This is a genomic window from Acetobacter pasteurianus subsp. pasteurianus LMG 1262 = NBRC 106471 (genome assembly GCF_000285275.1).
Classification (GTDB): domain Bacteria; phylum Pseudomonadota; class Alphaproteobacteria; order Acetobacterales; family Acetobacteraceae; genus Acetobacter; species Acetobacter pasteurianus.
This window is the reverse complement of sequence record NZ_CADO01000139.1, coordinates 78,431-101,959: the sequence shown is the minus strand read 5'-3', so window position 1 is coordinate 101,959 and position 23,529 is coordinate 78,431. Positions and strand designations below refer to the sequence as shown.

Here is a 23,529-nt window from a genome sequence, read left to right as displayed (position 1 = left end):
TGTTTTAAACCTGCGTCTCACGCAGGAGGGCGGTATCTATCAGGGCCACAGTTTCTGCCACGCCATACAGCGCAACAAAGCCACCAAAGCGCGGCCCTTCCTTCTGGCCCAGCAGAACTTCATACAAACAGGTAAACCAGCTACGCAGCGGTTCAAACGCGTGGCGCTTGCCTACTTCGAACACCAGATTCTGCAAGGTGGCGGCATCTGCGGCTTCACCTTCATACCCTCGCAGGCATTCTGCCAGATCACTCAGCGCAGCGCGTTCCTGCTCGGTTGGCGCGCGGAAGGTTTTGGCCGGGCGCACAAAATCTGCGTAATACGCCACAGCATGTTTCACCAAGCATGCCAGCATGGGGTGCGTTTCGGGTGAAACGGCGGCATCATACCGGCGGATAAAGCCCCACAGCACTTCTGGCGTTTCTGCATTGGCCACGCTGGCAAGGTTCAGCAGCATGCTAAACGGCACCGGGCTGCCTGCATCTTCGGGGATATGGCCCTTATGGATAAACCATGCCGGGTTGGCGCGCAGGTCATTCCCCTTAGGGTTTTCGGCCTGCAACACCTTGGCTTTATCAACATGTGTCAGATATTCATCCGCCGTTTTGGGGATGACATCAAAATACAACCGCTTAGCGCGCTGCGGCTGGTTGAACATAAACTGCCCAAGGCTTTCCGGCGGGGCGTAACGCAGCCATTCTTCAACAGAAAGCCCGTTGCCCTTGGATTTGGAAATCTTCTGGCCTTTTTCATCCAGAAACAGCTCATATGTCAGCCCGGCTGGCGGGGTACCGCCCAAAATCTTGCAGATACGGCCAGAAAGCCGCACGCTGTCTATCAGGTCCTTACCAGACATTTCATAATCAACGCCCAGCGCATACCAGCGCATGGCCCAGTCGGCCTTCCACTGCATTTTGGCGTGACCACCGGTTACGGGTGTTTCAAACACCTCACCGTTGGAAGGGTCTGTCCAGCGCACAGTGCCGGCTGCAGCATCTATGGCGTCCATCTTGACCTGCATCACCTCACCCGTACGGGGGTGGAGCGGCAGAACGGGGGAATAAGTGGCGCGCCGGTCTGCCCCTAAGGTGGGCAGGATAACCTTTAGAATCTCATCATGCACTTCCAGCACGCGGCGGAGTGCGGCATCAAACCGGCCAGAGGTGTAATACTGGGTGGAAGACGCAAATTCGTATTCAAAACCGAAGCTGTCCAGAAATGCGCACAGGCGGGCGTTGTTATGTGCGGCAAACGATTCGTGCGTGCCGAACGGGTCTGGCACGCGAGAAAGAGGCTGACCGATATATTTTTCCAGCATGTCGCGCTGGGGCACATTATCGGGCACCTTGCGCAGGGCATCCATATCATCGGAAAAAGCCAGCAGGCGCGAGGGGCGGCCTGTCAGGGCTGTATAGGCCTGCCGCACCCAAGATGTGCGGGCAACCTCACCAAACGTGCCAATATGCGGCAGGCCGGAAGGACCATAGCCCGTTTCCAGCAGCGCCGGGCGTGCATCGCCCTCACCGTTGGCGGTGCTGCGCACACCAACATGATCGGCTAGTTTACGCGCCTCCTCAAAAGGCCAGGCACGTGGAAGATCGGAAACGGGAGCGGATCGGCTTTCTGACATGGCGGGAAGCTATGAACTGGACACGCTGCGGTCAATCCAAAAACGCGCAGCACAGGATGGATAGAGGCAAATTTTACCAATCATTGACGTTAGCACCCCTGCGTTTCATGCTTTATACTTAAATCAAGAAGGCTTCAGCAAAGGACAGGCCCAACCCATGCGCCGCACCTCCGCCCTTATTCTTATTGGCAACGAAATCCTTTCCGGCCGCACAAAAGATGAAAACATCCAGTTTCTAGCCCTCCGCTTAGGTGAACTGGGGATTCCTCTGCGCGAAATCCGTGTGATTCCGGACATTCGGGAAACCATCATCAACACCGTGACAGAAATGCGCGCGAAGTATGATGAGGTCTTTACCACCGGCGGCATTGGCCCCACGCATGATGACATCACAGCCCCCTGTGTTGCCGAAGCTTTTGGTGTACCGTGGGAGATTCATCCACCCACCTTCAAACTGCTGGAAACCTATTTTGGGCCGGAAGAATTTAACGCCGCCCGCCAGCGCATGGCCAAGCTGCCGCAAGGTGCCACACCTATTGTAAACCCGGTTTCACTGGCTCCGGGCTTTAGCATTGGCAATGTGCACGTTATGGCCGGTGTGCCCCGCATTATGCGCGGCATGTTTGATAGCCTTGCCCCCAGCCTGCAAAAGGGCGCGCCTGTTTTTTCTCGCACATGGCACACCACATCGCTTTTTGAAGGCACATTGGCTGACGGATTGGAGGATATTCAGAATCGCTTTCCGGATCTGGATATCGGCTCCTACCCTTTCCATCGTGAAGATGGCCGCCGTGGCGTAGCCCTTGTTGCCAAAGGGCAGAACCGGGCCGAGGTAGAAGAAGCGGCCAGCGCTATCCATGATCTTATCAAAACAAAAGGCGGCATCCCCATAGAAGGAGAGCCGCCTGTCTAACGCTTTACGCACCTCCCCGTCGGTTTTGCGCCAGCGGGGAGGTAACACTGCGTATGTTAGCTTAGGGCTTCGCGCCCCATTGCCAGAAACTTTTCACGCCGCAGTTCTTTCAGGCGTGCCGGAGCAATTGGCAGAAGTGTTTTAAGTTCTTCTGTCAACGCAGTGCGGACAGATTCGATCGCCACAGTTGGCTCACGCTGTGCGCCGCCTACGGGTTCGGGAATAATCCGATCAATCAGGCCCAGCTTCTGCAAATCCTGCGCCGTCAGCCGCAGCGTTTCTGCTGTCGTGCTGGCCTGCTTGGGATCACGCCACAAAATAGAGGCGCAGGCTTCGGGCGAGATAACGGAGTAGATGGCGTTTTCCAGCATCATCACCCGGTCACCAGCACCCAGCGCTACAGCGCCACCAGAACCACCTTCACCAATTACAGTGGCAACAAGCGGCACAGGCACTTCAAAACAGGTGGCAATAGAACGGGCAATGGCTTCGGCCTGCCCGCGCTGTTCGGCATCAATACCGGGCCATGCGCCTGCGGTATCAATAAATGTCAGAATCGGCATGTTAAAGTGCCCGGCCATGCGCATCAGCCGTTGCGCCTTGCGGTAGCCTTCTGGCCGCGCCATGCCAAAATTATGCTGGAGCCGGGTTTCAAGGTCTGAACCGCGTTCAGTCCCGATCACCATAACCGGTGTACCGTCAAAACGGCCCATGCCACCAATAACAGCTTTATCATCTGCAAACAGACGATCCCCCGCCAGCGGCGTAAAATCTGTTATCAGCGCATTCACATAGTCCTGCGTGTGCGGACGCTGCGCATGGCGGGCTACCTGCACCTTCTGCCACGGCGTAAGCTTGGCATAGATGGCACGCAGGTGCTTTTCCGCCTTTTCAGAAAGACGGGCCGTTTCTTCTTCTATGTTGACCCCGTTGGGGTCAGTCATTTGCCGCAGCTCGTCGATCTTGTTTTCAAGTTCGGCGACGGGCTTTTCGAAATCCAGGAACTGACGCATGCAGAAGCCGATAGCACAATGACGTGTAAAACCAAGTCACTTCATGCAACCAAACATATCTGAATGTCGATTTTTCACTTGGTGTGGGCAGAATCCGCCGCCAGAGGGTGATGCGCCTGCACGGCCTTTTGCAGGCGTTCTGTCTGTACATGGGTGTAAATCTGGGTGGTGGCGATGTCTGCATGCCCCAGCAACATCTGCAAGGCCCGCAAATCTGCCCCATGCGCCAGCAAATGCGTAGCAAAGGAATGGCGCAGCACGTGGGGGGAAAGACGCGCCGGATCAATTTCCGCCCGTATGGCCACTGTGTGCAGAATCCGGTCAAACGCCTGCCGTGTCATGGGTTTTGCTGGGTCACGGCCGGGAAAAAGGAATGGACTTTCCAAATGCGCATCCACTTCCAGCAAAGCCTGCGCCGCTTCCCGCGCACTGTCTGAAAGTGGCACCAAACGTTCCCGCCCGCCTTTGCCACGCACCATAATCATGCGTTGGTCACCGGCTATGGCTTTGCGTGGGAGCGCCAATAATTCGGAAATACGCAGGCCAGAGGCATACAGCAGTTCCAACGCTGCCTTGGCCAAAATGCCGCGTCGTTTTTTGGCCAAGGATGCTCCTGCGGGTTCTGCACAGGCATTCAGCAGCGCAAGCACTTCCGATTCGGATAAAAAACGCGGCAAGGGTGTGCGGGGTTTGGGGCTATCCAGATGCGCTGCCGGGTTATCCGCACGCATCCCTTCACGTAGCAAGAACAGGTAAAACTGCCGGATGCAGGACAAGCGCCGCGCCACCGTGCGCCGCGCCTGCCCGCTGCCTACCAAGGCAGCCATCCAGTTTTGCAAACCCTCGGTTGTGGCCGTTTGCAGGGTTTGCCCCTCCCGCGCCAGACTTTCAGCGCAGGAGGTCAGGTCTGCTTCATACGCAGCCAGCGTATTGGGGGCGGCTGCGCGCTCGGCAGCCAGCATCTCCAGAAAAAGATCAACACCCCCGCTTAGCATGGCTTACGGATGCGCAGGTGCTGCCGGAGCCGGAGCTGCAACCGGCGGCGGAGGGGCCACGGGTGCTGGTGGCGCAACAGCCGCTGGCGGGGCCGGAGGCGCGGCAGGCGTAATGGTGGGCTGTGCCGGAGCCGCAGGCACAACCGTAGAAACCACCGGAGCCGGAGGGGCAGCCGGCACCGCCACGCTTGGCGCAGCGGCAGATGTAGCCGGGGCAGCCAGTGGCAGATCACGATGCACTGGCTGGGGGACGGGTGGATGTGCGCTTAGGCCCAGCGCGGCAAAACCGCCCAGAACAACCGCAAACACTGCGGCGGCAACAATCAGAACCGTGCGGTTCATGCAGCTTGGCTCCCTTAACTGATATAGGTGTGTTCTGTCTGCTGTATGTTAAGCTGTGTTCCATGTCATCACGTATCTCTTCTCCCCACTCCGAAACAACGGACCCACCACCCATTCCGCTTGATCTGGAACGGGTCAGCCGTAGCCACGGCTCTGGCATCATTCCCTTTGGCCGCAGCATTGTGCTTGTGGGCCTTATGGGGGCAGGAAAAACCACCATTGGCCGCCCCCTTGCCACCCGGCTGGGGCTGCCATTTGTTGATGCCGATGTAGAAATAGAACGCGCAGCGGGCTGTTCCATTGCAGATGTTTTTCGCCTGTATGGTGAAGCCGCCTTTCGTGATGGAGAGCGGCGGGTGATTCGCAGGTTGCTGGAAGGCCCACCTATGGTGCTGGCCACTGGCGGCGGTGCGTTTATGGATTCCACCACCCGCGCCCTGGTGCGTGAGCGTGCAGTTTCCATCTGGCTGCGTTGCCCCCTACCCGTGCTGGTGCGCCGCGTAAGCGGGCGCACGCACCGCCCGCTGCTGAACACGACATCCCCGCGTGAAGTGCTGGAAAACCTTATGGCCATCCGCCATCCGGTTTATGCCGAAGCGGATATTATTGTTGATTGTGGAGACAACAACGTGGAGCACACAACCACGCGCGTTATGGAAGCCCTTGCCCTTTCGCGCCGTCCGCTAAGGTTACCTGTCACCTTGGCGCATACATCTTATGATGTCGTGATCGGCACGAATCTGATCAGCCGCGCAGGTGCCTTGCTGGCCCCGGTGCTGCCCCAGAAAAACGTGGTCATCATTACGGATGAAAACGTGGCCCCGCGCTACCTGCATCAGCTTGAAACCGCTTTGGCGGAAACCGGTATTACATCTCGCAGCCTGCGCGTGCCGCCGGGGGAACAGACCAAGTGTCTGGAGATGTACCAGAAGCTGACAGACAACATTCTGGAGCACGGCATAGAACGCCGCACCAGCATTATTGCACTGGGCGGCGGCGTGGTGGGGGATCTGGCCGGATTCGTGGCCGCCACCACATTGCGTGGGCTGCCCTTTGTGCAGATTCCCACCACATTGCTTTCTCAGGTCGATTCTTCCGTGGGCGGCAAAACGGGCATCAACACCCGTTGGGGCAAGAATCTGTTAGGGGCATTCCATCAGCCACTTTGCGTGCTGGCAGATGTTTCCACCCTTGCTACCTTGCCGCGCCGTGAGCTGGTAGCCGGTTATGCCGAAATCGTGAAGTCCGGCTTAATTGGCGATGAAGCCCTGTTTACATGGTGTGAAGAAAACGGCGCAGCCGTGCTGGATCAGGACCCGGAAGCGCTGGCAATGGCTGTACAGCAGGCTTGTGCCTTCAAGGCCCGCGTTGTGGCAGCCGATGAACGCGAGCAGCAGAAAAGCAATGGCCGCGCCCTGCTCAATCTGGGCCACACATTTGGCCATGCTCTGGAAGCCGAACTGGGTTATGATGGCCGCCTTTTGCATGGCGAGGCTGTTTCTATCGGCCTGAATCTGGCCTTTGCGCTTTCCGTCCGTCTGGGCCTGTGCCCACGTGCAGACATGGAGCGTGTGAATCGCCATCTGGAAGCCTTGGGTATGCCCGCACATATCCGGGACCTGCCCCACACCTTCCGCACGCAGGATCTGATGGCCCATATGCAGCGTGACAAGAAGATGCAGGATGGGCGCCTATCCTTTGTGCTGGCGCACGGAATCGGTCAGGCATTCACCACGCGGGATGTGCCTGCAACAGCCGTAAAAGAGGTGCTGGAAGCAGACGGAAGCGTGGCTTAAAAGCAGCTACACCACACCGCTGTAAGTTATCGGGTTGTAAATGTGTCACCTTGCCGCAATTCCGCCTTAATCAGACGAGAATGAGGGCGAGATACATGCTTTTGCAACATGTTATGGAAAGGGCCAGAAACCGTGGAAATACTTTTGCGTCAGAAACATATTCGTCCCACGAAATGAACTGTTGCAAATACAACACGGTTATGGCTTGTAATCACTAAGAGTATGAAGCTTCGGGTTCCTATTTTGGAACTGATCGTTTTATACAGCTTTAGGCATCTAGCTGGACCTGCCCGCTGAAATGGTTGGTGGGTTAGTCGAACAGATGAAATATTGAGGACCAAAAAATGCGTCTCCGCACGGCGTTACTTGCAACGACACTGATGGCAGCGGCTCCGGCGGCCGCATCTGCCACCACGATTACAGGCCCGTATGTAAACGTGGCCGGTGGTTATAACCTGGTTCAGAATCAGCACGCTCACCTCAACGGTGCAAACGCTGCTGGTGCCCCTCCGGGTGGGACCTCCTCTCAGCTGCGCCACAACACCGGCTTCACCGGTTTTGGTGCGTTCGGTTGGGGCTTCGGCAACGGCCTGCGCGCTGAAGTTGAAGGCGTTTACAACTACTCCAACATTGACCACCGTCCGGGCACATCCGTTCCTGGCCATACCCGTGGTTCCGACCAGTCCTACGGCGGTTTCGTGAACGTGCTGTATGATATCGACCTGAAGCAGTTCGGTATTGATGCACCTGTAACCCCGTTTGTTGGTGTTGGTGCCGGTTACCTGTGGCAGCACTACAACCCGATCGACACCCACTATGCTAACGGTTCCCACACCCGCATCGGTGGCACGAACGGTGGCTTCGCTTACCAGGGTATCGTCGGTGCCGCTTATGACACGGGCATCCCGGGCTTCCAGGTGACCACGGAATACCGCATGATCGGTCAGCCGGGCTCCTTCATGGACGGTGCGTTCCACTACTCCGGTTCCAAGGGCACCGGCGGTAACGTGAACTTCGATCACCGCTTCAACCACCAGTTCATTCTGGGCCTGCGTTATGCGTTCGATACGGCTCCGCCGCCGCCGCCGCCGGCTCCGGTTGTTGCTGCTCCGGCTCCGCTGCCGGCTCGCTCCTACCTGGTGTTCTTCGATTGGGATAAGTCTGTCCTGACCGCTCGCGCTCGCCAGATCGTGGCAGAAGCTGCTCAGGCTTCCACCCACGTTCAGACAACCCGCATCGAAGTTAACGGTTACACCGATAACTCCGCTGCTCACCCCGGCCCGCGCGGTGAAAAGTACAACCTGGGTCTGTCCCTGCGTCGTGCTGACAGCGTGAAGGCAGAACTGATCCGTGACGGCGTTCCGGCTTCCGCCATTGACGTGCACGGTTACGGTGAAGCTCACCCGCTGGTTCCGACCGGCCCGAACACTCGCGAACCGCAGAACCGTCGCGTGGAAATCATCCTCCACTAATCGGCCTGCTTCCGGTTTTCGGAAAAAAGAAAGGGGTGCCTTCGGGCACCTCTTTTTTTTATGTCTGCTTTTTCTGCATTCCAGTTTAAAGCTTTATGCCATGAGCAATGCATCCCCCTCTCCTTCTGCCGCCACAACCAAGCTTATCCGCCTGATAAAGTTTGGCATGGTGGGCAGCCTTGGTTTTTTGTGGGATTCCGGCACCGTTTACGCATTGCGTCCGCTCATTGGGCTTACGGCTGCAACGTTGGTAGCCTATTTTGTGGCAGCCACGCTTAACTGGGTTTTTAACCGAATCTGGACGTTCAAAGGCGCAGGCCATCATGAGCACCCTGTGTTGCAGTGGCTCAGATTCCTAAGCGCCAACAGCCTTGGTTTTTTCCTCAACCGCGGCACTGTTTACCTGCTTTTCTATATTTTCCCGTTTTGCATGCAGCATCCCATTATTGCGCTAGCCGCAGGGGCCGGGGCCGGTATGCTGGCCAATTTCAGTATGAGCCAGAAAATTGTCTTTCGGGAAAAACCGCCAGCTTCTGCGCTGGAATTGGCTGAAATGTCAGTTGAAATTTCACCCCCAACCCCACATCAAACATCCGATACATAATTTGGCCATATCACCGGCCATTCTCTGCCCTCTTTCAGATCAGCGCAGTGTGCGCTACATCAGGAACACAGGTTAAGAGAACCTTGCCGTTTTCATCTGGCCGTGAGGCCCCTTTCCGCAAGTGTGGAAGCATCACGTGCCCAACCAGTTTCAGGATCGTCTGCCTCACGCCATGCTGACAACAAACGAAATTCGCACCGCTTTTCTGGAGTATTTTGCCAGCAACGGTCACCAGATTGTACCTTCATCGTCTCTGGTTCCCAAGAACGACCCCACCCTGCTGTTTACCAACGCGGGTATGGTGCAGTTCAAGAACGTGTTTACCGGCCAGGAAACGCGCCCCTATTCTCGCGCAACCACTGCGCAGAAGGTTGTGCGCGCCGGCGGCAAGCATAACGATCTGGACAATGTGGGCTATACAGCACGGCACCACACGTTTTTTGAAATGATGGGCAATTTCTCCTTCGGTGATTACTTCAAACCCGAAGCGATTGAATTTGCGTGGAATCTGGTCACCAAGGGCTTCAACCTGCCCAAAGACAAGCTTCTGGTCACTGTATTTGCAGAAGATGAAGACGCCGCAGGCCTGTGGCGCTCCATTGCCGGGCTGGATGACAGCCGCATTATCCGCATTCCCACATCAGATAACTTCTGGCGTATGGGCGATACCGGCCCTTGCGGCCCTTGCTCGGAAATCTTTTTCGATCACGGCCCGGATGTTCCCGGTGGCCCACCCGGCTCCCCCGATGAAGACGGGGATCGGTTTGTCGAAATCTGGAACCTCGTGTTCATGCAGTATTTCGAAGACCCACCGGGCACACGCTCTCCGCTGCCGCGTCCCTCTATTGATACAGGGCTGGGGCTGGAACGCTTTGCCGCCATCATGCAGGGCAAGCGCGATAACTACGATACAGATACGTTTGTAGCCCTTATTCAGGCTTCGGCAGATCTCACACATCAGGCAGTTGATGGCCCATTCAAGGCCAGCCACCGCGTTGTGGCCGACCATCTGCGTTCTACTGCCTTCCTGATTGCCGATGGCGTGCTGCCTTCAAAGGATGGCCGAGGCTATGTGCTGCGCCGTATCATGCGCCGCGCCATGCGCCATCTGCACATGATGGGCACCACAGAACCCACGTTCTATAAGCTCCTGCCTGCTCTTATCCAGCAGATGGGCGGTGCGTATCCTGAACTGGTGCACGGTGAAGCCCTGATCCGTGAAACCATGCGCGGTGAGGAAGAACGCTTTAAAGCCATGCTGGATCGTGGCCTGCACCTGCTAGAAGAAGAAAAATCTCATCTGGCCAGTGGCGCATCCCTGCCGGGTGATGTGGCCTTCCGCCTGTATGATACGTTCGGCTTCCCGCTTGATCTAACGCAGGATGCCCTGCGTGGTTCCGGCCACGATGTGGACGTTAAGGGCTTTGAAGAAGCCATGGCTGTGCAGCGCCAACGCGCCCGCGCAGCATGGACAGGCTCTGGTGATACAGCCGTGGAAACCATCTGGTTTGAAGCGCGTGACAAGTTCGGGGCTTCCGAATTTCTGGGCTACAGCACGGAACAGGCGGATGGTGAAGTTCAGGCCGTTATTGCTGGCAATGAATTCCTGAAAGAAGCCCCGGTGGGTTCTGAAGTGGCCGTGCTGCTGAACCAGACACCGTTCTATGGTGAAAGCGGTGGTCAGGCTGGTGATACCGGCTTCCTGACGGCCTCTGGCGTTAAAGTTGCCATTACGGATACGCAGAAAAAAGCTGGGGATCTGATCGTGCATTACGGCACGGTTACGGAAGGCACATTGCGCCCCGGCATGGCTGTAACTGCCACGGTGGACCATGACCGCCGCAGCGCCATTCGTGCCCATCACTCCGCTACCCACCTGCTGCACGAAGCCCTGCGCCGCCACTTGGGTGCGCACGTGGCCCAGAAAGGTAGCCTGAACACCGCCGAACGCCTGCGCTTTGACGTAAGCCAGCCCCGCCCGATTACGGATGAGGAACTGGCAGCCATTGAAGCCGAAGTAAACAACCGTATCCGCGATAACTCGCAGGTTGTCACACGTTCCATGACACCGGATGAAGCCATTGCCGAAGGGGCTACCGCCCTGTTTGGTGAAAAATACGGTGATGAAGTGCGCGTGGTTTCCATGGGTGCTGGGGCCGACAACAAAAGCCCGTGGTCTATGGAGCTTTGTGGCGGCACGCATGTAAACCGCACGGGGGATATCGGGCAGTTCCGCATTGTTTCAGAAAGTGGTGTTTCCGCTGGCGTGCGGCGTATTGAGGCCGTGGCTGGTAAAGCTGCGCAGGATCTGACTGTTTCTAACGAACAGCGCCTGACCCAGATGGCCGCCATGATGAAGGTTTCTGTGGCCGATGCCCCAGAACGTCTGGCCGCCGTGCTGGAAGAACGCCGCCAGATGGAAAAACAGATTGCCCATCTGCAGCGCCAACTGGCCACCGGCAACGTGGCTGCTGCTGGTGTGGACAAAATTGGTGCAGCGCGTCTGGCCACCCGCAATGTGGGTGAAACGCCCCCGCGTGAACTCAAAGGGCTGGCCGAAACCATTCTCAAGCAGGGCAATGCCGATGTGGTGGTGCTGATTTCCACCGCAGATGGCAAAGGCAGCGTTGTGGCCGCCGTTGGCCCGGAAATGGTGGAAAAAGTAGATGCCGTAGCCCTTGTGCGTGCTGCCAGTGCTGCCATGGGTGGCAAAGGTGGTGGCGGGCGGCGCGATATGGCCCAGGCTGGCGGCCCGGATGCTCAGGCGGCCGATGCCGCTTTTGCCGCCGTGCGTGAAGCCCTGAAGACCATGGCCTGAAACATCGGCCAGACGGGAAGGAACTCCTTGGTGCCTTCCCGTTTTCTTTCCTTCATGTTGGCTTTCGCGTAAGGATTACTCCATGTCGCTACTTGCTTCGCTAAAACTTGTTGTTGCGCGCCCGCACCGGGAAGCGCGCCCTTTCCTTCTGGCATCTGGTGCCACGGCTGCTTTGGCCTACTGGGCTGGCCGTAAACTGCGCTGCCCGGTATTGCGCAATGTGGGCCATGCCAGCGCAGGCTTTTTTGGCTTCTGCCTGTATTTCTTCCGTGATCCGGAACGCGTCACCCCCGCCCGTAACGATGTGGCTGTGGCCCCGGCTGATGGACACATTGTTTCTATCGAAAAGGTAGCCCCGCCAGCAGAACTGGATATGGGCACAGCACCGGTATGGCGCATTGCCACCTTCCTTTCCGTGCTGGATGTGCATGTTAACCGCATGCCTGCCGCTGGCACAGTTACGCGGGTGGCCTATCACCCCGGCCTGTTCCTGAACGCCAGCTTGGACAAGGCTTCCGAACAGAATGAACGCAATGCCCTCAGCCTTACCCTGCCCGATGGCCGCATGATGGCTGTGGTGCAGATTGCCGGGCTGGTGGCACGCCGCATTGTCTGCTCCGTAAAGGAAGGCGACAAGGTGGAAGCTGGTGAACGCTTTGGCATTATCCGCTTTGGCTCCCGCACTGATCTGTATCTGCCGCCGGGTGTGGAACCTCTGGTTTCTGTCGGGCAGACAATGGTAGGCGGTGAAACCGTCATGGCGCGGTTGTAAAACAGAGCAATCGTGACACAACCTTCCTCATCTCCTTCTGCTCCTGCGCAGCAGACTTCCGAAACACCGCGCCGTCGTCGCCGTTTGCGGCGGCGGGTCCGCAGCAAAATACGTGGGCCATCCTTTAACCGGCTCATTCCCAATATTCTCACCATGTTGGGGCTTTGCGGTGGCCTTATGGGCATGCGTTTTGCGGTGGACGGGCGTTTTCAGGCCGCTGCCGTGGCCTTGCTGATTTCCGCTTTTATTGATGGGCTGGATGGCCGTATCGCCCGGCTGCTACGCGGTTCCACCCGCTTTGGCGCTGAGTTTGACAGCCTGTCGGACTTTTTGTGCTTTGGGGTAGCGCCTTCCTTTCTGCTGTATTTCTGGGCATTGAAGGATGGCGGGCGGTATGCCTTTTTGCCGTGCATTATGTTTACCGTGTGCATGGCGCTCCGGCTGGCACGCTTTAACGCCAATCTGGATGGTGAACATCATCAGCCCAAATATGCCAGCAACTTCTTTACCGGTGTGCCCGCACCTGCAGGTGCCGGGCTGGCTCTTTTCCCTCTCTTTTTGGGGCTGGAAGCACAAAAGCTGGGGATAGACTGGCTTTATCGGCTAACACGCCTACCGTGGATTCCCACGCTCACCTTGGCAAGTACAGGGCTGCTGCTGGTTTCTACTTTGCCGGTCTGGTCGTTCAAAAACTTCAAGGTGCCTGCCCAGTATGTTCTGCCCCTTATGCTGGGCACGGGGCTGTATGCTGTAGTGCTGGTGGCAGACCCGTGGGCCGCTTTGGCCGCTGCGGGCGTGATTTACGTTTTTCTTCTGCCCCTTAGCCGCCTGAGCTTTCTACGGCTTAAAAAAGCGGCAGAAGACCTACAAACCGATGAAGACGACATAGAAGAAACCCCAGCACCTTCACACGGCTGAGGTTTCAGCTTCCTTTGGGGGAACGGCCTGTTTGCCAAACAGGGAACACAGGCCGTTTAAAACATCCTGAGGCGCAGGCGGGCAGCCGGGTATTTTCAAATCTATGGAAACCCGGCGCTCCAGCCCACCCAATACCGTATAATTTTCAGGAAACATGCCGCCATCCAAGGCGCAGCTTCCTACGGCAATCAGCCCTTTGGGGGTTGGCATGGCCTGCCATGCGGCTTCCAGCACCGGGGCCATGGCACGAGTAAGCGCACCCGTTATCAGCAACACATCGGCATTGCGGGGCGATGTTACAAAGCCAAAACCTGCGCCTTCCATATCGTATGGCGCATATCGCAGGGCCTGAAGTTCCATTCCGCAGCCGCCACAGCCGCCTGTATCAACATGGAACAGAAGCAGCGGCCAGCGTGGGCCTACGGGCTTCATGCGCCGCATGTCCTGCTTGAAGGCTGCATCAAATACCGCGCGTATCAGCCCCATGTGTTTTTGCCTTTCATTCCGCCCGCCTGCACTGCTTACTGATCCAGCGCGGCTGCGTTGATATCCAATGATCGTGCAAGCAAGGCAACATCATCTGGCTGATGCCCCGGCAATATGGCCTCAAACGTTAACAAAGCAGCAGAAGATGGATTGCGGGCAAACACCTGTTCCACCCGCCCCTCTTTTAGACGCACCCAGTACAGAATACCGCCCCACGGGCCTTCCACCATGCCTGTGCCTTCACTATCCTGCATGGAAAGCTGCACACTGCCGCCTGCTGTCAGCCCGATGCGAGATGCCACTTCATCCAGCATACGCAGGCTTTCGCCCACTTCTTCCAGCAAAAGCATGGCGCGGTCTTCCGCCGTGCCGTCCTGCCTGCCAGAGGTAAAGCGCCATATGCCTTCATAACCCGGCATCATGCGGCGGCCATCACAATCCCACCCGGCGGCACGTGCTGTGGGGCCATCCAGCCCCACACGCTCCAGCAAATCTGCTGTAACCTTACCTATGCCTGCCAACTGCATGGAAAGGCCCGGATATTCCTGCCACAAGGCTAGCAAGGCCGGATAGTCACGCTCTGCCACTTCACACAGGCGACCGCACATATCGCCCATTTGCGTCGCATGACGCAGGGAGAGGCCACCGGGCACGCAGACATCCATCAACAGGCGTGAACCGGTAATAGGTGCGGCTTCCTGTAACAGCTTTTCACGTAACCCCATGCAGCCAGAAGCAACCAACCGTGCCCCGGCCAGACGCGCCATATCCGCCAGCAGAAAAAGATGATGGCAAATACGTTCCAGTTCCAACAACGCAACACGTAGCAGACGGATTTCCGGGCCTACCTGCTCCTTGCATGCATCTTCCACAGCCAAGCAAAACGCCACCTGATGCGCTACAGATTGCCCAGCCGCCACACGTGCACTAAGTTTGCAGGCATCTTCCACACGGCTATTGCGCCAGCGCAGTTCCATGCCTCTGTGCGCATAACCGGTTACGGTTTCCGCTGCGCGAATACGCCCTTCTTGCATGGCCAGCGCCACATGCAAGGGGGGTTCCATACCGCCTGTGGCTGGGCCCCAGCCATCTGCCATATCACCCTCTTGGGGCATATGCTCGGCGGGCTGGAAATGGATAAGTCCTTTTTGCCCCCCCCCTGCACCCGGATGCTCCGCCAAAGGTGTTGAGGATGACCATACATCATGGTCCAGCAAGGGCCTTACATCGGTCGCCCACATGCCTTCTGCGCCATACAGATCATAAATGCGGCGTTCATACAGGCAGGAAATATCTCTTGCGGGGGACAGTGCGGGGTATCGGCCATCTTCCAGCGCCAACGTGGCCGCCAATGGCTGGCCATCAGGCAGAAACAGCGCATGCACATCTGTGCCATCGCACCACAGGCCTACAAATGGCAGATCATCATGCTTGAGCGCATCTACCAGATCACGCCATGCCATTTCCTGCAGCCTAAAGCGCCACGGGGTTTCCGTTTCTTCACCCGCCCAGATATGAGAAGCTGCATTCATATCAGAAAGCTCCCAGCATCATGGCCAGTGGCACCAGCAGGCCCGTTGCTGTCAGCACGGAACAGGCCACACGCCCGGCAGCATCCTGCGGCCAGAAGTGATGCGTAATATCCCGCGCAGGCACAGCCCGCGTAACCGCTGCCAAAATGCCCGCAACCGTCAGCAGCGCCAACGGCCATGACCAATCGCTCATCATGGAAAGCAGAAGCAGGCACCCCACAAACGGTGCGCCGGGTGGAAAACACGCCAAGGTGTTAACAGCCCAGCCACGGCCCGCACGCCCACCACCAGCAAGGCACCAGCCGCATAAAAACAGCAAAGCCGCCACATCGGCCTGAATACCAACGGCTATTAGCGCCAGTGCGGATGGAAAGGTGCGGAACAGCCTTTGCCTGTCTGGAAAGCGCCCAGCACAGGCGGTAAGCCACACAGAAAGCAGGCCACACAGCACAAGAGCTGTTTCAAACGCCTCGCCCCCATGCGTGCGCAGGCGCATGGCCAGCAGCAAAGCCGCCCCGGCAAAAGGCAGAAACAGGAAGGTATCGTTTTCATCCTGCCAGAACTGCCCAAACGGAGAAAGTCCGGTAAGCACAACCAAACCACAGGCCATCAGCAAGCCAGAAACAACGGTGTTAGCTGGCAATAGCAGGCCGGAAAGCACCAAAAATGTGCCAACCGAGCCATTGCGAATAAGCCCCCACCCCATTCTGGCCTGCCCGGCTGGGCGGGTAAAAACAAACACACCCCACGCCAGAGCCGCTTCCAGAATACCCAAACCCACAGCAGGGTCTGGCGCAATACAGGCAAGCCCCGCCAAAGCAGTGGAAACATGCGGCAGGCTACGCACCAGCCTGTCATGCAGGATGCCGTTTTCAAGCACCATCAATAGCAGGCCAAAAGCCAGCATCACACGCCCGGCACGCTGTACGGGGTCATCATCCCACCCAGCGGCCACTGCGCCCGATGCGGGAAACACAAAAACTGCCAGCGCCAGAACGCAGCCTATGGCGGACATCCATATTGCCAGCTCACGGCTGCGCGCCACAGGCACCGCACATACGGCTGCTGCCCCCAAAAAGGGCCACACAAATGCCAGTGCCGCCAGAAACATGCCTGCCCCTGCTGTGCCTGTCATGCTGCATCTCCGTTCTTTTCTGGAGAGTCGGGAGAAGATTTTTTACGTGCAGAAGGTGGGCGCAACGGCACCACGCGCGGCATAATACGGTGAATACACATGCCCCCAAGTACGGCCACAACTGCACCGGCCAGCCCAGCCACACCCACCACAGAGGGCTGAAACGCCTGCACGCCGCACAGCAGCACACCTTCAACGCAGGTGAGCAAGCCGGCCCACTGCCACACCATGCTTTGCCGGCAGATAACAGAAACCAGACCTGCCACAACCACGCATAAACTGGCAGGAAACACCGCAACACCTGCGCGCGTGCAGGCCAAAAGCAGCAACACCATCAGCCCCAGTGCAAAAAACGGTATGGCACTTCCCGTACGTTCCCGCGCGGCATCATGCTGATAGCGTAGCAAAAACAAAACCGGCCCGATGGCAAACACCACGGCCATAGCTGCCCCGGCCTGTTGCAAAGGCGTATGCCCATCCACCAACATGGCGGCGGCTGCAACCAAGCCCAACAAAGGCAAAAACCCGATACCGCGCGCCACAACGCACAGTGCCAGCAAGGGCATAAGAATGGCAGCCAGTGTCATGAAGGTTCTCCTTCTGGCGCTGGCTCTGTGGAATAGCCTTGGGTGTTTTCATCCTCCACGTTGTGGTTTTCCGGCTCCGCGGGTGGAGCAGCAACGTGAGAAGACGTGACCTGCCATGCCAGAACGCCCAGCAGAAAAATGGCTCCCAGCCGCACCCGTGCCCTGCGCCCGGCTGGCAGCAACGCCATACGCAACACCGCCAGCATAAGGGATGCCACAAGCAGCTTGAACATCCACAGGCCCAAGCCTTCCACACATTGGGTCAGCCAGTTTTCCGCCCCGCTTTCTCCCGGCATGGCCAAGCTGCCTGCCCATGCCACATCTGCCGCCAGCGTAACCCAGCACATCTGCATGCAATCTGCGGCCAAAAGCCACATGGCTCTATCCGGGCCAGAAAGTGTGGCAGAGGCTGTTTGCTCATCCCGCCTTGCCAAGGCCGTTGCCAAAAACAGCGCCACACCTGCCAGAACATAAGGCGCACCTTCTGTAATGGGAGAAAGCACATGCAGCCTGCCCAGAAAGGCCACCAGATCATGCGCTCCGGTTAGCAACAGCACGGGGGTTAATACGGGCAATAGCAACGCATCTGCTACAATGGCCGCGCACCCTTGTTGTGCGGCAGAGGCCTCCTGCACAGCCTGAGGCAGATCCAGCAAAACACCTACGGCCACCAGAATGGTGCACACAAGCAGCATACCCGGCGCAGGAAAGCCCGGCATAGTGAGTGTAAATACAGGCACCAGCCCACAGGCTAACACCGCCAGCACCAACGCCAAGGCACAAAAAACGCCATTCAGCCCATCTTGCCGCCCGTATAGTGAAGGACGGCGAAACTGATGCCAGATTTCCTGCCATCTCCCCCCTGCGGGAAAGCGCGGTTCACCTACCAATCGGCCGGCAAGACGATGCACCCACCCAGCAAACCACGGCGCCACCAGCACCATAAGGGCCGCCTGAATAGCCAGAGCCGCAACGCAGCCAAACGCCCAGCCCCATGTCAAATCCTGCTTCATTTTCCTACAAACAGCCCCACAAGCAGGCCACCACCCAAAAGCAGCAGAATCAGCACAAGGCCCTGTGTTTCACACCATTCGGCCCCTCGGAACAACCAGCGCCTGCCATAGCGCAGGGTCACGCGGCCACGGCGGGCCAGCCTTCTGTCCTTTCGGGTTTCTGTTGCAAGCCCAAAAAGCGCCATGCAGGCGGGCCATAAAGGGGCAGCACCTTCGTAAGAAACCGTATGGCCTTCAGCAGGCTGGATGATAGGAGCACCTTGGCGCCACACTGGCACTGGCTTGATAACACGCCCAAAAGGCAGAAAGCCCAGCAGCCGCACCAACAGGGCGGCAGCGGCCAAAGCCGCGCCCAATGCCAACAGTGTAAAAACAGGCGTAAAGCTGGCTCCTCCGCCTTCCAGCCAGATTGTGGCAATGCGGTTCCACTTGAGCGGCGGCACAACAGGCCCGACCACCAGATGATCTGCCAGCGAAAGCCATACCCCCGGCAACAACACAAGCAACAGGGCCGCTCCGGCACATATCCAGCTTGGCCACACAAACTCAGCCGCCACAGGGGCCTGATGCGGCTGAAAAACGGTGGAAGGAAACAGCAGTGCAGCACCAGCCCGCAGCAACCCTGCCCCCATAAGCACCATAATGCTGCCCAGCAGCGTAAGCAGCAGCATTATGGTTAATGCGCCCACGGGTTGCGCCACGGCAATGGCATCATACGCGCCAACAAGCAGGCTCCATAAAACAGCAAACCCGCCAAATGGCGGCATAATGGAAAACAGCATTAACAAACCCGCAACCAGCACATGCCCGGAAAGAGAGGCAATGCGGCGCTTGGGTTCTGCCTGCTGCCATTGGGCCAGCCATAGCAAACCAATAAGGGCCAGCATGGGCGCGCCCATACCCAGAATAATGGCCATACGGAATGTTTCCATACCGCCAAAGCTGGAAACCAGAGCCAGCGCAACAGCCACCACCAATATGCCATACCACGCAGCACACAGGCCGGATGCAATACGTGCCAGCCCCTTATCCCGCATGGCTTGCAGAGTGCCTGTTGCCGCCACCAAACAGCCGCTTGCCACCAGCATGACCTGCGGCAGCACGGAAAGTTCACCCACCTCTGCCAACAGACGCCCCAGCAAAAACAGCCCCACCATGCCGGGCAGCACAGCCGTAGGCCCTTTTTGCACAGAAACCGCCCAGCCCATCAGCAGCACTGTCAGGCACAAAAGCGGCACACAAAACGGGCTATCTGCGGGAATACAGGCTGGCAGCACGGCAAATGGCAGGCACACACTGCGCCACCCACCTGCGGCCAGAAGCACCAATGCCGTGCCAGTAAGCAACCCGAAAACAAGAGGCGAAAGGGCCAGAAAGCCCACACCCACAAACACGCAGGCCAGTGCCGCAGCACCACTACCGGCTACGCCACCGGCAAACGCCAGCAAAACAAGCATGGGCAAGGCCGGGCCATCCAGCCCAAAAACCGGAAACCAGCTAAGCTCCCCCTCCAGCTTGCACGCAGCCCCCACAATGGCCAGCACGCCAGAAAGCGCCCACAGGCCACCCATAATTTCTGCCCGCCAAACCGCAGCGCCGCGCAGAAGCCTGTCTGGCAGCACTGCAAAAACGCCCAGCGCAGCAAATATTGCCAGCAAACTGCAAAGAACAAAGGAGGTGAAAATGGAACCCGGCCCCAACCTGCTATGAAATCCGGCGGATAACACCATGACAGCCGATTAATGACAATCTATTCAGCGCCGCGAAATGCGTGAAACGTATTTTCTGTCCTGTATCGCCTTTGCGGTGCCCCTTACCGGCAACAGGGAACGGGAAAGCCAACGCTGCCGCAGCCTTACTGGGAGAGAGAGTGCTGAATACTCATCCCGCACCGCTTCCACCAGTATCAAGCTACCGGCGCCGGGGCATAGCACCTTGCCCGCAATATCCATTTTTCGCCCGTTATGGCGCATCCAGCGCATGGCACCCGTGGGCAGAAAAAAGGCTTCATCCCACTGTTCTGGCTTGAGCATGGCCGCAGCCAGCATTTGCCTGAGACATCGGCGCGAAAAAGCCGCATCGTGCCTAAATGGCGTGCCCTGCAACCGTGCCCGACCACCAAAACGGCTAGGCACAATTAACAGCAACCTGCCATCGGGCTTCATCACCTGCCCGGCAGCCCGCAGAACAGACACTGATTGTTTGCGATCATCCAGTGCGTGCACCATCAGCACGCGGTCAAACTGCTCGGGCTGAAACGGCAGGCTGTGCATATCCACCACACAGCTTCTGCCTAAAGGAGGTGCCGCGCCCCATTGCGGCGCATTGGCTGCAACCAAACAGGCTGGTGTGTTTTTACCGCTCTCCAGCTTTTCCAGATACGCAGCGGCATGCCCCAAACCCAGCACGGCGTGCTGCTGCCCCAGATCTGGCCAGAACCAGCGCAGGCGTTCACCAACCAGAGCCAGAAAACACTGGCCTCTTGCTGTTGTGTAAAAACTGCTTTCCGGCGGCATGACATCGAGCATTCTGCATGTCTATCATACGGCTTGTGACCCCGTCATGATTTGCCTTCCCTATTCCCAAACTTTCACAGCAGGAGTTTTTCCCCATGCCTTTGGATGTTCAGGCCATTCCCGTTCTATCCGACAATTACGCGTGGTTTCTGCGTGATACGGAAACAGGCACAACCGCAGTAGTAGACCCCGGAGAGGCCACACCCGTTGCCGACTTTATTGAAAAGGAAGGCGGGCGGCTGGATCTGATTTTGCTCACACACCATCACCATGACCACACCGGCGGCGCAGAAGCGCTGCGCCAGCGCTATCATGCCCGTGTGGCTGGCCCAGCCGCCGAACAACAGCGTATGCCACCACTGGATATTGCACTGCATGACCAAGACAGCATTGCCGTAGGGGCATGCATAGGCACTGTTATTGCTGTGCCGGGCCACACGCTGGGGCATATTTGCTATGACTTCCCCAACCCGCCCTCTCTATTTTGTGGAGATACGCTTTTCAGCCTTGGCTGTGGCCGACTGTTTGAGGGCACTGCCGAACAGATGTTTGAAAGCCTGCACAAGCTGGATACGCTGCCAGATGCAACGCGTGTATATTGCGGACACGAATATACGTTGGGCAACAGCGCCTTTGCCCTGCATGCAGAGCCACATAATGCGGCCCTGAAGGAACGTGTGGCCGAAGTGCGCCGCCTGCAGGCAGAAAACAAACCCACCGTGCCTTCCACATTGGAAATGGAACGCGCCACCAACCCCTTTTTACGCGCGCAGAACGTGCAAGCCTTTGCCCAACTGCGCCGCGAAAAAGATACGTTCTGACCACTTCAGTTTGCAGGGGCGCGCCCAGCTTGTGCTGCGGTTTCCTGCGCGGCATGGCGCGCCGCCTGAAAAACAGGTTGCAAAGCAGAAACAGGCAGCGTTCCCAACTGCATGGTGCCGTTACGCAACATAAGCGGCATTTGCAGGTTGCCCGGCTGCTCCCGCGTAACACGCGCCAACATAGTGGCCATGCCTGTGGCCTCCTGCGCAGAGAGTGTGCCTTCACGCCGCAAATTTTCTAAAAAGGGCTGCCAGTTTGCAACGCTCAGCCAGAAATCACCCGTAGGGTGTAAAAGTTCTCCACCGCGCACCTGTCCTGTCATGTTCAGGTTAAGGTCTCGCCAGTGGGCTGTAAAACGCTGCACCAACACATCAGGCCATGCGGCCGCACCACTGGATGGAAAAATGCTTTCGCGCACATTGGTGGTTGGCCCCGGTATGGCAATAGCAGCCTGCACATGCTCCAGCACTGTTTGCCACCCCGTTATGCCCCACCGTTGAGCCTTAACAAAAACAGCAGCCGTGCTTTGTTCCTGCGTAGCCCGCATGTTCCAGAAGGCTTTGCCACGCACATTTTGCAAAACCATATCGCCCATATGGCTGGCACCGGCAGGAAACAGCACATGCAGGAAAGGTGCCTGAAAAACGGCATGGCCTGCCGCCTTTCTGCTTAACGGAAGATCAAGCTCTATGGGGTCTCCCTCCATACGCAGCACAACGGGAGCATCTTCTCCTTCCTGCTCATTATGGAGGGTTTCCATCACCATTGGGCTAATCAGCCGCACATGCACGAAAAAGGGCCGCCAGAACGCGGTATCTGCCGCAACGCGGGCCGCAGCATAAATGATCTGAAAAGCAGAAGACCGCGCAGCTAATAACGGCGTGCACACCATGCGCATATTTTGCGTATCCAACTGCGCATACCAAGGCCATCCATTTACCGCGCGGGATGAGTAATGTGCCTGACACCCCGATGGCATGTTATCTGCCTGCTTTTGCAGATACTGCGCACTTGCCCACCAATAGCCACTTAAAACCAGAAAGCAGCCGCTAGCCCCCACTGCAACACTAAGAAGCTTTTTTTTCATTCACACCCTTTTCCTGAACATTCATGGCAGTTTTCTACAGAGTCCCGCCTTTTATCCACAGGCAAGGGTGCTTCGCCCTTATTGTGTCACATTCACACAAATTTGGAGGGAAAACCTGATGCTGTTTTTTACGGGGAAACACCTTCCCCCTAAAAAACCCTTGATATGAAAGACAAAAACACGACAGTTTTGTCTTTCACAAAAAATTTACAAAGTATTCGTTTTGCATTTAACAGATGTTTACAGAAAAACCGCCCCGATTACTGATGTGATCGCGCATATGGGCAAAAGAAATTCCACAAAGTTATCCACATGCTTTGGGGGTTTATCCCCCGTCATCAGACTATGGGCTGGAATGTTTTTTCCTGTTCGCGCCATCCTGCTTCAATATCCGCCAGCAGGGCGGCGCGCTTGGCTGGACCTACGGCTGGGCCAATGGCAATGTGCAAAACGCCAGAACGCTTGAAAAACGCATTGCGCCCCCAGAACAGGCCAGAATTGGTGGCAACCGGAATAACCGGCAGCTTGGCGTGGTTTGCCATAGCGGCAATGCCCGGCTTAAGCGCCACGTGCTCACCCGGTGCCGTGCGTGTGCCTTCAGGAAAAATAATAATCTGCCGGTTTGCCTTCAGCGCTCTGTCTGTTTCCTGCAACAACATACGCATGGCCTTGGCCCCTGCTGCACGCTCAATGGGCATCATACCAGTTAAAACCAGCATGGGGCCAAGCAAGGGAATACGCCGCAATTCACCCTTCATGACATAACAAGGGCGCGGCAGCAGCAACATCCATACCAGCGTATCAAAAGCGGATTGATGTTGAGAGGCAATAAGTGCCGGACCATTGGCAGGCAGATGCTCCAGCCCCGTAATTTCCACCTTTACGCCGCAAATACTGCGAAACAGCGCCAGAACAAGCCGAGACCACAATTTTGCATAAGGCAGCGCCAGCCCATGCGCAAACCAGCGGATGGGAAAAGCCCCAACGCCCATAAGCAGCGTAAGCAGAAAAGCCAGAACATTAAACAGAACGGAACGAAGCACAGACATTCAAAAAACCCGGCGTAGCCTCAAAGATC

21 protein-coding genes are annotated in these 23,529 nt (G+C 57.3%); 8 read left to right on the top strand and 13 right to left on the bottom strand.

Annotated elements, in window-relative coordinates; translation table 11 throughout:
• Window positions 1–4: 4 nt before the first annotated feature.
• Window positions 5–1,630 (bottom strand): lysine--tRNA ligase, encoded by a 1,626-nt coding sequence (locus tag APA10_RS12385; RefSeq protein WP_003628327.1) that lies wholly within the window; start codon window positions 1,628–1,630, stop codon window positions 5–7.
• Between the two features lie 157 nt (window positions 1,631–1,787).
• Between APA10_RS12385 and APA10_RS12380 the strand changes: the two genes are divergently transcribed.
• Complete coding sequence (locus APA10_RS12380) at window positions 1,788–2,543, top strand: competence/damage-inducible protein A (protein WP_003628330.1); 756 nt, start codon at window positions 1,788–1,790, stop codon at window positions 2,541–2,543.
• A 56-nt stretch (window positions 2,544–2,599) separates the two neighbouring features.
• Here APA10_RS12380 and APA10_RS12375 read toward each other — a convergent pair whose 3' ends face one another.
• The 3 genes from APA10_RS12375 to APA10_RS12365 form a co-directional block, all read right to left on the bottom strand.
• Window positions 2,600–3,556 (bottom strand): acetyl-CoA carboxylase carboxyltransferase subunit alpha, encoded by a 957-nt coding sequence (locus APA10_RS12375; RefSeq protein WP_035367809.1) that lies wholly within the window; start codon window positions 3,554–3,556, stop codon window positions 2,600–2,602.
• A 74-nt stretch (window positions 3,557–3,630) separates the two neighbouring features.
• Window positions 3,631–4,551 (bottom strand): site-specific tyrosine recombinase XerD, encoded by a 921-nt coding sequence (locus tag APA10_RS12370; protein WP_003628333.1) that lies wholly within the window; start codon window positions 4,549–4,551, stop codon window positions 3,631–3,633.
• Window positions 4,552–4,554: 3 nt separating this feature from the next.
• Complete coding sequence (locus APA10_RS12365) at window positions 4,555–4,893, bottom strand: hypothetical protein (RefSeq protein WP_003628335.1); 339 nt, start codon at window positions 4,891–4,893, stop codon at window positions 4,555–4,557.
• Window positions 4,894–4,955: 62 nt separating this feature from the next.
• On the opposite strand from APA10_RS12365, the gene aroB reads away from it, so the two are divergent.
• The 6 genes from aroB (at window position 4,956) to APA10_RS12335 (ending at window position 13,273) form a co-directional block, all read left to right on the top strand.
• Entirely contained in the window at window positions 4,956–6,689 is a 1,734-nt protein-coding gene (aroB, locus tag APA10_RS12360) for a 3-dehydroquinate synthase (RefSeq protein ID WP_012812685.1), read from the top strand.
• 344 nt (window positions 6,690–7,033) lie between these two features.
• Window positions 7,034–8,161: an OmpA family protein gene (locus APA10_RS12355; RefSeq protein WP_012812684.1), complete on the top strand. Its 1,128-nt coding sequence runs from the start codon at window positions 7,034–7,036 to the stop codon at window positions 8,159–8,161.
• A gap of 100 nt (window positions 8,162–8,261) precedes the next feature.
• Window positions 8,262–8,765, top strand: a complete 504-nt coding sequence (locus tag APA10_RS12350) for a GtrA family protein (protein ID WP_003628343.1) — start codon at window positions 8,262–8,264, stop codon at window positions 8,763–8,765.
• A gap of 172 nt (window positions 8,766–8,937) precedes the next feature.
• Complete coding sequence (gene alaS, locus APA10_RS12345; protein WP_035365463.1) at window positions 8,938–11,583, top strand: alanine--tRNA ligase; 2,646 nt, start codon at window positions 8,938–8,940, stop codon at window positions 11,581–11,583.
• A gap of 82 nt (window positions 11,584–11,665) precedes the next feature.
• The gene (locus tag APA10_RS12340) at window positions 11,666–12,355 is read left to right on the top strand and encodes a phosphatidylserine decarboxylase (RefSeq protein WP_003628347.1); all 690 of its coding nucleotides are present in this window, start codon (window positions 11,666–11,668) and stop codon (window positions 12,353–12,355) included.
• Window positions 12,356–12,367: 12 nt separating this feature from the next.
• Window positions 12,368–13,273, top strand: a complete 906-nt coding sequence (locus APA10_RS12335; protein WP_003628349.1) for a CDP-alcohol phosphatidyltransferase family protein — start codon at window positions 12,368–12,370, stop codon at window positions 13,271–13,273.
• On the opposite strand, the gene APA10_RS12330 is transcribed toward APA10_RS12335, so the two are convergent.
• The 7 genes from APA10_RS12330 to APA10_RS12300 are packed head-to-tail and all read right to left on the bottom strand — an operon-like array spanning window position 13,262 to window position 20,554.
• Window positions 13,262–13,759 (bottom strand): NADH-quinone oxidoreductase subunit B family protein, encoded by a 498-nt coding sequence (locus APA10_RS12330; protein WP_003628350.1) that lies wholly within the window; start codon window positions 13,757–13,759, stop codon window positions 13,262–13,264. The genes APA10_RS12335 and APA10_RS12330 overlap by 12 nt on opposite strands.
• Window positions 13,760–13,794: 35 nt before the next feature.
• Window positions 13,795–15,291 (bottom strand): NADH-quinone oxidoreductase subunit D, encoded by a 1,497-nt coding sequence (locus APA10_RS12325; RefSeq protein WP_003628352.1) that lies wholly within the window; start codon window positions 15,289–15,291, stop codon window positions 13,795–13,797.
• A 1-nt stretch (window position 15,292) separates the two neighbouring features.
• Entirely contained in the window at window positions 15,293–16,426 is a 1,134-nt protein-coding gene (locus APA10_RS12320; RefSeq protein ID WP_003628353.1) for a hypothetical protein, read from the bottom strand.
• Complete coding sequence (locus APA10_RS12315; protein WP_003628354.1) at window positions 16,423–17,013, bottom strand: hypothetical protein; 591 nt, start codon at window positions 17,011–17,013, stop codon at window positions 16,423–16,425. Before APA10_RS12315 ends, APA10_RS12320 begins: the two co-directional genes overlap by 4 nt.
• A complete protein-coding gene (locus APA10_RS12310; RefSeq protein WP_003628355.1) occupies window positions 17,010–18,026 on the bottom strand; it encodes a hypothetical protein in 1,017 nt (338 codons plus the stop codon). Before APA10_RS12310 ends, APA10_RS12315 begins: the two co-directional genes overlap by 4 nt.
• Window positions 18,023–19,756 carry a hypothetical protein gene (locus APA10_RS12305; protein ID WP_003628356.1) on the bottom strand — a complete coding sequence of 578 codons (1,734 nt, stop codon included), beginning with the start codon at window positions 19,754–19,756 and terminating at the stop codon, window positions 18,023–18,025. Before APA10_RS12305 ends, APA10_RS12310 begins: the two co-directional genes overlap by 4 nt.
• 24 nt (window positions 19,757–19,780) lie before the next feature.
• Complete coding sequence (locus APA10_RS12300) at window positions 19,781–20,554, bottom strand: methyltransferase domain-containing protein (protein WP_003628357.1); 774 nt, start codon at window positions 20,552–20,554, stop codon at window positions 19,781–19,783.
• Window positions 20,555–20,637: 83 nt separating this feature from the next.
• On the opposite strand from APA10_RS12300, the gene gloB reads away from it, so the two are divergent.
• Complete coding sequence (gene gloB / locus APA10_RS12295) at window positions 20,638–21,363, top strand: hydroxyacylglutathione hydrolase (protein ID WP_003628358.1); 726 nt, start codon at window positions 20,638–20,640, stop codon at window positions 21,361–21,363.
• A 5-nt stretch (window positions 21,364–21,368) separates the two neighbouring features.
• Here gloB and APA10_RS12290 read toward each other — a convergent pair whose 3' ends face one another.
• The gene (locus APA10_RS12290; protein WP_003628359.1) at window positions 21,369–22,451 is read right to left on the bottom strand and encodes a DUF2125 domain-containing protein; all 1,083 of its coding nucleotides are present in this window, start codon (window positions 22,449–22,451) and stop codon (window positions 21,369–21,371) included.
• Between the two features lie 338 nt (window positions 22,452–22,789).
• Window positions 22,790–23,500 (bottom strand): lysophospholipid acyltransferase family protein, encoded by a 711-nt coding sequence (locus tag APA10_RS12285; protein WP_003628361.1) that lies wholly within the window; start codon window positions 23,498–23,500, stop codon window positions 22,790–22,792.
• Window positions 23,501–23,529 lie beyond the last annotated feature (29 nt).

Bases quoted from the DNA above. Each gene is read 5' to 3' on its own strand.
- alaS (WP_035365463.1), top strand. From the start codon at position 8,938: ATGCTGACAACAAACGAAATTCGCACCGCTTTTCTGGAGTATTTTGCC.
- APA10_RS12315 (WP_003628354.1), bottom strand. From the start codon at position 17,013: ATGACACTGGCTGCCATTCTTATGCCCTTGCTGGCACTGTGCGTTGTG.
- APA10_RS12370 (WP_003628333.1), bottom strand. From the start codon at position 4,551: ATGCTAAGCGGGGGTGTTGATCTTTTTCTGGAGATGCTGGCTGCCGAG.
- gloB (WP_003628358.1), top strand. From the start codon at position 20,638: ATGCCTTTGGATGTTCAGGCCATTCCCGTTCTATCCGACAATTACGCG.
- APA10_RS12380 (WP_003628330.1), top strand. From the start codon at position 1,788: ATGCGCCGCACCTCCGCCCTTATTCTTATTGGCAACGAAATCCTTTCC.
- APA10_RS12320 (WP_003628353.1), bottom strand. From the start codon at position 16,426: ATGACAGGCACAGCAGGGGCAGGCATGTTTCTGGCGGCACTGGCATTT.
- APA10_RS12285 (WP_003628361.1), bottom strand. From the start codon at position 23,500: ATGTCTGTGCTTCGTTCCGTTCTGTTTAATGTTCTGGCTTTTCTGCTT.
- APA10_RS12290 (WP_003628359.1), bottom strand. From the start codon at position 22,451: ATGAAAAAAAAGCTTCTTAGTGTTGCAGTGGGGGCTAGCGGCTGCTTT.
- APA10_RS12330 (WP_003628350.1), bottom strand. From the start codon at position 13,759: ATGGGGCTGATACGCGCGGTATTTGATGCAGCCTTCAAGCAGGACATG.
- APA10_RS12365 (WP_003628335.1), bottom strand. From the start codon at position 4,893: ATGAACCGCACGGTTCTGATTGTTGCCGCCGCAGTGTTTGCGGTTGTT.
- APA10_RS12305 (WP_003628356.1), bottom strand. From the start codon at position 19,756: ATGGTGTTATCCGCCGGATTTCATAGCAGGTTGGGGCCGGGTTCCATT.
- APA10_RS12325 (WP_003628352.1), bottom strand. From the start codon at position 15,291: ATGAATGCAGCTTCTCATATCTGGGCGGGTGAAGAAACGGAAACCCCG.
- APA10_RS12375 (WP_035367809.1), bottom strand. From the start codon at position 3,556: ATGCGTCAGTTCCTGGATTTCGAAAAGCCCGTCGCCGAACTTGAAAAC.
- APA10_RS12385 (WP_003628327.1), bottom strand. From the start codon at position 1,630: ATGTCAGAAAGCCGATCCGCTCCCGTTTCCGATCTTCCACGTGCCTGG.
- APA10_RS12340 (WP_003628347.1), top strand. From the start codon at position 11,666: ATGTCGCTACTTGCTTCGCTAAAACTTGTTGTTGCGCGCCCGCACCGG.
- APA10_RS12350 (WP_003628343.1), top strand. From the start codon at position 8,262: ATGAGCAATGCATCCCCCTCTCCTTCTGCCGCCACAACCAAGCTTATC.
- APA10_RS12355 (WP_012812684.1), top strand. From the start codon at position 7,034: ATGCGTCTCCGCACGGCGTTACTTGCAACGACACTGATGGCAGCGGCT.
- APA10_RS12300 (WP_003628357.1), bottom strand. From the start codon at position 20,554: ATGCTCGATGTCATGCCGCCGGAAAGCAGTTTTTACACAACAGCAAGA.
- aroB (WP_012812685.1), top strand. From the start codon at position 4,956: ATGTCATCACGTATCTCTTCTCCCCACTCCGAAACAACGGACCCACCA.
- APA10_RS12310 (WP_003628355.1), bottom strand. From the start codon at position 18,026: ATGAAGCAGGATTTGACATGGGGCTGGGCGTTTGGCTGCGTTGCGGCT.